This window comes from Streptomyces sp. HSW2009 (genome assembly GCF_040240285.1).
In the GTDB taxonomy this organism is placed as follows: Bacteria; Actinomycetota; Actinomycetes; order Streptomycetales; family Streptomycetaceae; genus Streptomyces.
The window spans coordinates 1-11,165 of record NZ_JBEHZD010000241.1; the positions used below are offsets into that span (position 1 = coordinate 1).

Sequence of the window (11,165 nt, forward strand, 5' to 3'; positions counted from 1 at the left end):
CTCCAGACCAGGCCCGGCATCGAGGTCGTCGGCGAGGCCGCGGACGGCGCCGAGTGCGTGGCGCTCGCCCGCCGACTGCGGCCCGACGTGTGCCTGGTGGACGTCCGGATGCCGAAGCTGGACGGCCTTGAGGTGACCCGGCTGCTGGCCGGCCCGGGCGCCGTCGACCCGCTGCGGGTGGTCGTCGTGACCACCTTCGACCAGGACGACTACCTGTACGGTGCGCTGCGCGGCGGCGCCTGCGGCTTCCTGCTGAAGGACGCGGGCCCGGAGCTGCTGGTGGAGGCGGTACGGGCGGCGGCGCGCGGCGACGCACTGGTCTCGCCCGCGGTGACGGTACGGCTGCTGGAGCGGCTCGGCGACCTGCGGGAGCGGCCCGTGGCCGATCGGCGGGGCCCACTGACGGAGCGCGAGTTGGAGGTGGCCAGGCTGGTGGCGCGCGGCCGGACCAACCAGGAGATCCGGGCCGCCCTCGTCCTGTCGCTGTCCACCGTCAAGACGCACCTGGCCAGCATCCAGACGAAGCTGGGGCTGCGGAACCGGGTGGAGATCGCCGCCTGGACCTGGGAGACGGGAGCGATCACCCCCACCGACCCGCCACCACCCCCGACACCGACCCACCCTGCGGCCCCCTGATCCCCCCGGCCCCCGGCCCCATAATCCGCGCCCCCCTGCGCACCCGAGCCCGGCCCCGCCGCCGAGCCCGACCCCGTACCCAGGAGGGTCCCCCGAAGGCCGTACGCAGACCCAAGCCAGCACCGTACGAACCCGACGCCGTACGAACCCGAAGCCGCCAGCCGCAGAACGCACGGCGAGGGACGTTACGGGACCGTGTGTGACGTATGGACGCACCATGACCGCGGTGGAAAGCTCGAAGGACGCGGGTGTCTACCGAAAGGTCCAGACGCATGGGCGAGAAGACGGGTCCCCCGGCAGGAGCCGCCGGCAGGGCAGCGACGGCCGACCGCCCCGGTTCGATCCGGAACGTGGTGCTGGTCGGCCACAGCGGAGCCGGCAAGACGACGCTGGTGGAGGCGCTGGCGCTGGCCACCGGGGCGGTGGGCCGGGCCGGCCGGGTCGAGGACGGCGGAACGCTCTCCGACTACGACGAGATCGAGCACCGCCAGCACCGCTCCATCCAACTGTCGCTGGTCCCCGTCGAATGGGGCGGCTGCAAGATCAACCTCTTGGACACCCCCGGCTATGCCGACTTCGTCGGGGAGTTGCGGGCCGGTCTGCGCGCCGCGGACGCCGCCCTGTTCGTGGTGTCGGCGGCGGACGGCGTGGCCGCCGCGACCCGCCTGGTGTGGGAGGAGTGCGCCGCCGTCGGCATGCCACGGGCCATCGTCATCACCCATTTGGAGGCAGCGCGCGCCGACTTCGAGGAGATGACGGAGATCTGCCGCGCGGCCTTCGGCGGCGACGACCCGGACGCCGTACTGCCGCTGTACCTCCCGCTGCACGGCCCGGCGGGCGCCGACGGCCACCGCCCCGTCACCGGCCTGATCGGGCTGCTGTCCGAGCAGGTCTACGACTACGCGTCGGGCCGGCGCACCCCCCGCCCGCCGGACGGGGCCGAGCTGCCGCTGGTCGCCGCGGCCCGCAACCGGCTCATCGAGGGCATCATCGCCGAGAGCGAGGACGAGACCCTGATGGACCGCTACCTCGGCGGCGAGCAGATCGACGTCAAGACCCTCGTGGCCGACCTGGAGAAGGCCGTGGCGCGCGGCACCTTCCACCCGGTGCTCGCCGCCGCCCCGGCGGCCAACGGCTCCCGGCAGGGCCTGGGCACCGGCGAACTCCTCGAACTCGTCACCGGCGGCTTCCCCACCCCGCTGGAGCGCGCCGCCCCGGCCGTCACCCCCCCCGGCGGCGCCCCCCCCCCCCCCCGGGCCGGCGCCCCCGCCCGCCCCCCGGCCGCCCCGGGGGGGGGGCCCCCCCCCCCCCTCGACCCCGTTGCGACGTCGCGAGACCAGAGTTGCCCACCCGTCTGGCGGTGAACTCGACACCGCACCCGATTCCCCCGCAAGCATGAGGGCCGGCCGCTAAACCCCGTCACACCCATCGCCCCCACCCGCCCCGCGCCCCCACCGCACGAACCCACCACGCCCCCCGCGTACGCCCCCAACTCCCCTGCACCTAACCGTTCCTGCTCCCCCGCCCCGCCACACCCACGCCCCCGGCGCACGCCGGGCACACTCCCCCCACTCCGGACCCACCCACCACCCCTCGCCCCGCGAACCGAACGCCGCACCGCTCCCCTCACTCGTACGGGTAACGCCCCTCCCACCCGTGTCGCACCCCCGCGCCCGCCCACCACGATGGTCCGCGGCCCCGACCGCGCACCAGGAGATCCACGTGAGCACCGTGCAACCCCCACCCCACTGCCCCGGCTGCGGCACCCGCCCCCTGTGGAAGGACACCAGCACCATCCGCATCGGCAAGGAGGACCGCTGGCTCTGGTACTGCACCACCTGCCTCCGCAAATACCGCCCCCCCACCGACCACAAGCGCCGCTACGCCTGCCCCCCCCCCCTTCTCCGTACGCCGGCGCCGCCGCGACCTGCTGGCGAGGCGCGCAGCCGCCCCAACCGGGCTGCCGGGCACGGGACCCCTCCCGTGCCCCCACGGCTAGAACGGCCCCATGACCCCATCAGACGCACCGGCCCACCGCCGTAGGACCGGCCTCGCTACGGCGCAGGGCGCGGCGGGGGCCGCCTGCGTGCTGGCCATCGCCGCCGCACTGACCGGCTGCGGCTCCGACTCGAAAGACGACGCAGGGGCACCCGGCTCAGCCACCCCCTCCCACTCGACCAAGCCGTCCCCCGCATCACCCACACCCACCAGCCCCTCCTCCTCACCGTCCCCGACCGCGGCGAAGCCGGTGAAGCCCATGAAGCCGTCAACACCGGCCGAGTTACAGGCGTGCACGGACGGAAGCTGCACGATCGTCGTGACGCAGGGCACCGAAATCCCCCGCGCCGACGCCCTCCGAGCGGGCCCGTTCACGGTGGACTCCGTCAGTGCCGAAGGCGTGGACCTGTACTCGGTCGCCCCGGACGGATTCGTCGCCTCGTTCCGCAACCAGCTCCCCGGCCCGGGCGCCTCCACCATCAACGACCAGTCGCTCTCCGTCCTCACGATCACGGGCAACACCGCGAAGCTACGCCTCTTCCCAGCGAAGTAGCCGCGAGCCGTAGTAGGACGTGCGGCTTCGCCACTGCCACCGCTTCCGCCTCCGGGGGGCCTCCAGTCGGACCTACAGCGCGAGTTGCCCATCGCTCGGGGCCTCGGGCAGGGCCTCAGGCAACGTCGCAGACAGGTCCTCGGGCGGGCCTCAGGCGGGACCCCGGACAGAGTCGCGGACACGCCCTCAGGCGGGCCCCGGGCAGGACCTCGGAGCAAGCCAAGCCGTCCCACCCTGGCCCGCACCCGGCCCGTACGCCCTGCTCGACGCGGGGAGAGACGCAGTACGGGGCGAAACACCCCCAACGCAACCAGGGGCGCCCCAATACTCGGGGCGCCCCTGTTGACCAGCCAAAACGCTGACCTGCTGCGGAGGCTGAGGGATTTGAACCCTCGGTGACATCGCTGCCACGACGGTTTTCAAGACCGTTCCCTTAGGCCGCTCGGGCAAGCCTCCCCGCCCCGCCCACCTGCTGCGGAGCGGCTACAGCCTAGCGGCTTTCGGGGCCTTGGCGCCGCCCCGGTCCAGGGGGTGGGCGGGGGCGCGGGGTGGGTGTGGGGTGGGTAGGGGGAGCGGGGTGTGGGTTAGCTGTCGCCTTCGCGTTGGCCGAGGGTGACCTGGGCCTTCATCTCCTTGCCGCCACGGGTGAAGGTGATCATGACCTTGTCGCCGGGCTGGTGCGTCCAGATTTCGCTGATCAGGGTGGGGCCGCTGTCGATCGCCGTGTCACCCAGCTTGGTGATCACGTCGCCGGGGCGCAGGCCGGCCTTGTCGGCCGGGCCGCCCGGGGTGATGGGCTCGGCGGTGCCCTGGTCCTCGCGGGAGATGGGGGCGCCGGCGCCGCTGTCCTTCATGTTCACCGTGGCCTCGATCACCGGGTACACCGGCCGGCCGGGCTTGATCAACTGGTCGGCCACCTGCTTGGCCTGGTTGATCGGGATGGCGAAGCCGAGGCCGATGCTGCCGGACTGCGCGCCCTGGCCGCCGGGGCCGCCACCGCCGCGGGCCGGTTGGATCGCCGAGTTGACGCCGATGACCGCGCCCCGGTTGTCGAGCAGCGGGCCGCCGGAGTTGCCCGGGTTGATGGAGGCGTCGGTCTGGAGTGCGCTCATGTACGACGCCTTGCTGCCGCCGCCGTCGCTGGAGGCGACCGGCCGCTTCTTGGCGCTGATGATGCCCGTCGTGACGGTGCCGGAGAGGCCGAAGGGCGCACCGATCGCCACCGTGGCGTCGCCGACCTCGACCTTGTCCGAGTCGGCGAGCGGCAGCGGGGCCAGCCGGCCGGGCGCGTCCTTCAGCTTCAGTACGGCGATGTCGTACCCCTCGGCCCGGCCGACGACCTCGGCCCGGTACTTCTTGCCGTTGGAGAACGTGACGCGCAGTTCACCGCTGTCCGCCGCGGACGCCACCACGTGGTTGTTGGTGAGGATGTGGCCCTGCTGGTCGTAGACGAAGCCGGTGCCGGTGCCGCCCTCGCCCGAGGTGCTCTGCGCTTCTATGGTGACCACGCTGGGCAGCGTCCGGTCCGCGATGCCCGCCACGGAACCGGGCGCCCGGTCGTTGGTCTTGGACCCCTCCGACGAGGCCGCGACGGTGGTGGAGTCCCCGTCGTCGTTGCGGTCCGCGGCCCAGAACCCGATGCCGCCGCCGATCCCACCGGCCACCAGGACCGCCGCGAGCACCGCGGCCACCAGCCCACCGCGCTTGCGCAGCGGCGGTCGCGACGCCACCCCGACCGCGCCCCACGCGCCGGGCGCACCAGGCACCCCGGGTGCACCGGGTACCCCGGGCCCACCCGCCGCGCCGCCGGCGCCGTACGGCTGACCGCCACCGGCCCACCAGCCGCCACCCGCGCCACCCGCACCACCCGGTCCCGCCGCGCCACCTGCGCCGCCACCCGCCGGTGCCGCCGGGTGGGGCTGCTGCGGATACGCGTCGGCCGGGTGCGCCGCGCTCGGCGCACCCTGCGGCTGCGGCTGCGCGTCGGCCGGTGCCGGGGCGGGCACGGGTGGTGCCACCGGTGCCACCGGCGGGGGCCCCGCAGGCGCGCCGGCCTGCGGCTGAAGACCAGCCGCACCACCTGCATCACCCGCGCCGCCCGCATTGCCCGTACCGCCCGCGCCAACCGCATCGGCCGGGGTGTCCGCTCCCGCGGCGGGCCCCGCGCCCGGCCCGCCCGTGGCCGCGTCGGGCGCACCGGCAACACCAGCCGCGTCGGCAACCACATCGGCCACATCGGCCGTACGCGCCCCATCGGCCGTACGCCCCCCATACGCCGCCCGCGTCCCGGCCGGGGGCGCGAGGCCGTAGTCAGGTGCGGAAGGTGCAGCGGGTGGGGCGCCGGGGGTGACGGGCGGCGCTGGAGGCGCCGTGCGCGGCTCGGTCTCGGGCGGAACGGCAGCGCCTTCGTTCTCCGTGCTCACAGCTCACTCCTCAAATGCACGACGGTCTGATGCACGACATTGCGGCCCGGTGGCGGGTGGCCAGCGCCGACGAAGGTCTGCCAACACCCTTTCCCACGGCTTGTCAGGCCGTCGTAAGGAGCGACCGACCACCGTGCAGGACGGTGCTGCGCCGCGGCCCCGACCAGCGACCCATCACCCGTCCAGTCGGTTACGGACGAGGCAGACGGGCCCCTGAGGGCAACGGCCGCCGAGGCGACCCGCGCCAGGCGGTGGCACCATAACGCGGTGACCTATGCGCGCCAGGCCCGGGACGTCGGCCCCGGTCCGCACAGCCCGTCCGTCGTCGCCCACCGCGGCGCGTCGGACGCCGAACCCGAGCACACGCTGGCCGCGTACCGGCGGGCCATCGAGGACGGCGCCGACGCGCTGGAGTGCGACGTTCGGCTGACCGCGGACGGACATCTGGTCTGCGTGCACGACCGGCGGGTCAACCGCACCTCCAACGGCCGCGGCGCCGTCTCCAGCCTCGAACTCGCCGATCTGGCCGCCCTCGACTTCGGCTCCTGGAAGGGCCAGGCGGCCGATGCCGAACTGCCCGACCGGGACAGCACCTCGGTGCTCACCCTGGAGCGGCTGCTCGAACTCGTCGCCGACGCCGGCCGCCCGGTCGGGCTCGCGATCGAGACCAAGCACCCCACCCGGTGGGCGGGCCAGGTCGAGGAACGGCTGCTGACGCTGTTGCGCAGGTTCGGGCTCGACGGCGGGCCCACGGCAGCCGGCCACGCCCCGGTGCGGGTGATGAGCTTCTCGGCGCGCTCCCTGCACCGGATTCGGGCCGCCGCGCCGGAGCTGCCCACCGTCTACCTCATGCAGTTCGTCTCGCCCCGGCTGCGGGACGGCCGGCTGCCCGCGGGCGTCGGCATCGCCGGGCCGAGCGTGCGCATCCTGCGGAACCACCCCGGTTTCGTGGCCAGGCTGCACCGCGCGGGGCACCGAGTGCACGTATGGACAGTGAACGAACCCGCCGACGTCGAGCTGTGCGTACGGCTGGGGGTCGAAGCCATCATCACCAACCGTCCGCGGCAGGTACTGGCCCAGCTCGGCAGGGCGCCACGGCCCTGAGCTGAGGCACACCGGCGCATTCGGTACGTGGACGAACGTGACGAGTGCGTCGTCCGATCCCAGATGGCCGGTTTCCGATCCACTCGCTCCGGGCATCCATCCCCTGGCATGGGGCAAAGGAGGTCTCGGGGGTGGCGTTGGTGGTGGCACAGGAAGTGCCGACGTCGTCGATCATGTCCGTACCCCATGGCCCGGCGGGCGTGGGGGAAGCGCGGCACCGGATGCGCGGGGAGCTTCGCTCCAGCGGGGTGCCGGAGACGGTCGTAGACGACGCCGTATTGATCCTTTCCGAATTGCTCAGCAACTCCTGCCGGTACGGCAGACCGCTGGACGCAGACGATCCGACCGGTTCCGCGCACGGCACGGACGGCAGTGCCGGTGCGGGCGCGATGCGCGCGTCCTGGTGCGTGGACCCCTACGGCACGCTGACGGTGGAGGCCACCGACGGCGGCGGTCCGACAAGACCACTTCCGGCCACGCCGTCCGTCACCGCCCGGGGCGGCCGGGGCCTCAACATCATCGCCGCACTGGCTGACGCATGGGGCGTACGGGACGGGCACGGCGAAGTGACCGTCTGGGCCGTCCTCTCCTTCCCCGCCACCGCGACCGAGCAGCCGACCAGCGCCGCGTACGCCCCCGAGGTCCGCTGTCCCACCCAGCGGCGCAACACCTGGGAGGAGCTGGACGGGGGCCTGGACGGGCTTGAAGAGTTGAAGGGCTTCGGCAGCGACCTGGGGGAGCTGGACGGCACCGCCTGATCCACCGGCCCCACGGGCAGCGCCGCGGGGACCGGCCCTGCGCGGCCCGGCCTACTCCTCGTCGATGGCGCTGAGCTCGGCTATCAGCTCCGCGTCCCGCATGCCGGCGAGCGCATACCCCTCCGTCTCGTCCCACGGGACCGGCACGTCGTCCGTGGACACGCTCCACTGCGCGGTCGGCAGCGCCCGGCGCAGCTCCGTCACGGTGTCCAGCACGTGTGCGATCACCGGGAAGAGCCGGCCGGGGCGAAACGGCAGCTTCGTGGAGCCGTTCAGGACCGCGTCCGGGGCGCGGTCACCGGCGTCGTAGAAGAAGCAGCTCTCTTCGTCCGGGTACGGGAACGACGCCTCGCGGGCGTTGACGATCCGCTCGACCTCGGCCGCCTCGGCCGCGGTCAGTGGGGTCGCCCGGCGTGCCTCGTACATCAGGGAAACGCTCATGGTCGAAGCGTAGGCGGGGGGTATGACAACGCCGCCGGCGAGCGGGCGGCCGGCCGCGGTGCGCGGGCCTGCTGCGGGGCCGGGCCGCGGTCGTGCGCGGGCCCGTCGAGGGGCCGGGCCGCGGCGTCGCGGTGGCCACCGCCGTGTGCGCCGACCGGTTCGCGGGCGGGAAGAGCTAGGCTCGCGAGGCGTCCGAGCCGTACCGACCGGGAGACAGCCACACCATGGCCAAGAAGCGCCGCCCCCAGACGAAGACCAAGCCCCAGGGCGCGGCCTCCGATGCCGCATACCCCGTGGTCGGAGCCCGCGAGCCGTGCCCGTGCAACTCGGGCCGCCGGTACAAGGCGTGCCACGGCCGGGCCGCAGCGCAGGCGGTGACCGAGCTCGTGCGGCGCCCGTTCGACGGGCTGCCCGGCGAGGCGGACTGGGTCGCGCTGCGCGAACTGGTGCCCGCGGCCACCGTCGAACTGCACCTCAAGGACGGGCTGCCGGACGGCGTGCCCTCGGTCACGCTGGCGACGGTGCTGCCGATGGCCTGGCCCGCGCTGCGCCGCGACGACGGTTCCGTGCTGCTCGGCCTCCAGAACGACACTGCCTCCGGCGACCTCAGCCGCGACCTCGCGGGAACGTTGCAGCGGGCGCTCTCCGCCGAGCCCGGCACACCGGTTCCTGCGGGTGACGCGTCCGCCGACGGGCCGCGGCTCCAGGACCTGCTGGACCCGGCGGGCGCCTTCGCCCCCGTGGTGCACGACGGGTTCGAGTTCTGGATCGAGGACGCGCAGAACGCGACCGGTGAGGTGGCAGCCTCGCTGGAGCGGGCCAATGACGCCGCCATCCCGACGGCCCGGCTCTCCGGCGTCGAGTCGGCGTACTGGTGCGAGACCCCGGAGAAGAACCACCTGCGGTGGGTCATGACCCACCCGGAGGAGAAGCTGCTGGACGCGCTGGCCCGGCTGCACGCCGCCGGTGCCTCCTCGCTCGGCGAGGGGACGCGGCTGGTCGGCTCGTTCCGCGCGCACGGGCTGACCGTCCCAGTGTGGGACCTGCCGACTTCGGTCCGCGCGGACGACGTCGAGAAGCCGGCCGCCGCCTTCGCCGAGCGGCTCGCGGAGGCGCTCGCCAACGAGGCCCCGCTGACGGCCGACGAGCGCCGGGCCCGCAGCGGTCTCACCAACCGTCAGGTCACCTTGAGCTGACGCGAACACGAGCACGTCCACACGGCGACGAGCCGTCCTCCGGGGCGCCCCGCACTGGCCGGTCCCAGACCGGCGCGGGGCGCCCCGTTCGCGCTCCCACCCAGATGGAACGCGCCGTCTGCCGGCGCCAAGTCGCCCGTGGGCGCGGGCGCCATCGCCCGTGTTGCATGCGGCGCGCCGGGGGGGGGGGGGCCGCGGGGCAGGTACGCAACGGAGTCGGACGGTGGTGAGTGCGGGGTGGTGGGGAGAAGGTTCGGGGGTGGCTCCGGGTGGGAGAGAAAGGGCTTGCTGCGGTGGTGCGGGCCGGAGAACCGGAGTGCGGGAGTGTTCGCCCACCGGATCGGAATAATGCATTCCGGATGTTTCAACTTCCCCGCCGCGGTTTCACCAGCAATGGCACGGTCGTCCGACCGACCGTTTGCCCGATTGTTTGTGGGACGGGCGTCCGAGGGCGGTTCACGATGCGGCGAGTGATCGAATCCACCCGGGCGTCCCACCCGGCGAATGCAGTCCTCCACTCAACCGCAAGCCCGCACCACTTCCCCGGCTTAGCCGCCTTCCCACAGCGGTACTGACCGGCCGGAGATATCGCAGGCTCTTTGCAGAACGTGTTCGTTCGTACGGTACGGACAAATCTTTCGTACGGTCTGCACAATGCGCCGCCGCACCCGTCCGCGGTGCCGATGGTTCGGGCGGTACGCGGCGGCGTCCGCGGCCGTTGCGCCGTGGCACAAATGTCGAACCGACGGGGCGCCGGGGCCGGCCGACAGCGCACGGCGGGGCCCGGCCGGCCCGGCCCCTCGGCGCCGGTGGGCGGGGCTGCGGCGTCGGCACGGGGCGCGGGCGGGAGGGCGAGGGGGCCAGCCGCCAGGGCCGGCCGCACCGCTCGGGGCCGGGCTCACCAGCGCAGACGTGGCATCGCCGGGGGCCTGTGGGGCGGGGCACGGGGGTGCGGATGCGCCGCGGGTGCCACGGCGGGCGGTGAGCCGGGGGGCGGGGCGCGGGCCGTGCAGGTGCGTCGCCGTGCCGGGTGTTCGGATCGGGATCGGGCCGGGATCGGGCCGGCCGCTGACCGTTCCGGTGGTCAACAAACGTTCCGGTGGTCAACAAAGAAGTTCGGCGATGAATCTCAGATGATTCGGCCGTTTCAAAGGTTTGCCGCGGCTCAGGGCGTTTCCTTCCAGGTCATGGGGGCGGATGGGTGGGTGGGTTCGGATGGGGTTCCGATGCGGGCGCGGTGTGCTCGTCCTACGGTCATCGCACGGCCGGTGGTGGCCATGACAGCAGTGCCGTTGCACGGGATGCTCATGGATAGCCGCGTTTGCCGGCGATAGCGGAGATAGCCCGACCAGGACCGACGGCGAGAGGCGCAACGTGGTCACGCCCTGTCTCCATCGGACCCCGTACAGATGATCCTCAGACGATCCAGATACGTGACCCTGGTCACAACTCCCGGTATTAGCCAGGAAATACGCGTCTTGAAATCCGCGATCGAATTTGCGAACCGCGGATCTCTTGTTACCGTTCTAGGAGCCCGGTCGCTGGTGCATCCCCCGTCGCCAGCGACCGGGCGCTTCCATGTCCGGACCCGGCCACGTCGCCGCGGCGGACCGGCCGCGGCCCGCGCCGTCGATTCGGCGCCCCGGCCCGGGAGTTGCCACCGCGACTCCCCGCCCCGCCCCTCGCGTCACAGCCCCACCGCCGGGCACCCCACACCCCTCGCGCCCGCCCGCACTCTCCTCGCGCGACACCCCGAGCGTCTCCCACCTTGCTTGCGCACGCCAGGTTCTGGCCCTGCGTCAGCTCTGTGTCGTTGATCGCTCCCGCCGCGGGCCGGACTCTCCTCGCCCCTGCCGCCCCGCGCGGCGGTGGGCGCACCGCAGCTCCGCCCGAGCTCGCGCCCACGACCGCGCCCACGGCCCTGTCGCGGCCCTGCCCCCGGACCCACCTGCCGCCGCCGTGCGGCCCGTACGGCGCGGGGGGGGCTCTTATACACATCGGACGCTGCCGACGAACCGCCTTGGGTAGCTGTCGGGGGTCGCGGTATCATTGAAAA

General features: G+C 73.6%; 7 protein-coding genes, 1 tRNA gene and 1 pseudogene. 6 read left to right on the plus strand and 3 right to left on the minus strand.

Annotation, left to right across the window (positions count from 1 at the left end; translation table 11 throughout):
* From AAHZ94_RS18610 to AAHZ94_RS18620, 3 genes and pseudogenes are all read left to right on the plus strand, one after another.
* The coding region (locus AAHZ94_RS18610) for a response regulator (protein WP_349994086.1) at window positions 1–636 on the plus strand (636 nt) is incomplete at its 5' end.
* Window positions 637–908: 272 nt separating this feature from the next.
* A pseudogene (locus AAHZ94_RS18615) lies at window positions 909–1,922 on the plus strand (GTP-binding protein); the annotation flags it as partial.
* 722 nt (window positions 1,923–2,644) lie between these two features.
* Window positions 2,645–3,187: a hypothetical protein gene (locus tag AAHZ94_RS18620; RefSeq protein WP_349994087.1), complete on the plus strand. Its 543-nt coding sequence runs from the start codon at window positions 2,645–2,647 to the stop codon at window positions 3,185–3,187.
* Window positions 3,188–3,556: 369 nt separating this feature from the next.
* Here the strand turns inward: AAHZ94_RS18620 and AAHZ94_RS18625 are convergent.
* Both AAHZ94_RS18625 and AAHZ94_RS18630 read right to left on the minus strand, forming a co-directional pair.
* Window positions 3,557–3,643 (minus strand) — tRNA-Ser (locus tag AAHZ94_RS18625).
* Between the two features lie 128 nt (window positions 3,644–3,771).
* Window positions 3,772–5,610 carry a S1C family serine protease gene (locus AAHZ94_RS18630; RefSeq protein WP_349994088.1) on the minus strand — a complete coding sequence of 613 codons (1,839 nt, stop codon included), beginning with the start codon at window positions 5,608–5,610 and terminating at the stop codon, window positions 3,772–3,774.
* Between the two features lie 267 nt (window positions 5,611–5,877).
* On the opposite strand from AAHZ94_RS18630, the gene AAHZ94_RS18635 reads away from it, so the two are divergent.
* Window positions 5,878–6,714, plus strand: a complete 837-nt coding sequence (locus tag AAHZ94_RS18635) for a glycerophosphodiester phosphodiesterase (RefSeq protein WP_349994089.1) — start codon at window positions 5,878–5,880, stop codon at window positions 6,712–6,714.
* 44 nt (window positions 6,715–6,758) lie between these two features.
* The gene (locus AAHZ94_RS18640) at window positions 6,759–7,472 is read left to right on the plus strand and encodes an ATP-binding protein (protein WP_502964712.1); all 714 of its coding nucleotides are present in this window, start codon (window positions 6,759–6,761) and stop codon (window positions 7,470–7,472) included.
* Between the two features lie 51 nt (window positions 7,473–7,523).
* On the opposite strand, the gene AAHZ94_RS18645 is transcribed toward AAHZ94_RS18640, so the two are convergent.
* A complete protein-coding gene (locus AAHZ94_RS18645) occupies window positions 7,524–7,913 on the minus strand; it encodes a hypothetical protein (protein ID WP_349994091.1) in 390 nt (129 codons plus the stop codon).
* A gap of 224 nt (window positions 7,914–8,137) precedes the next feature.
* Between AAHZ94_RS18645 and AAHZ94_RS18650 the strand changes: the two genes are divergently transcribed.
* Window positions 8,138–9,109, plus strand: coding sequence for a DUF5926 family protein (locus tag AAHZ94_RS18650; protein ID WP_349994092.1), 972 nt, complete (start codon window positions 8,138–8,140; stop codon window positions 9,107–9,109).
* Window positions 9,110–11,165: the final 2,056 nt, after the last annotated feature.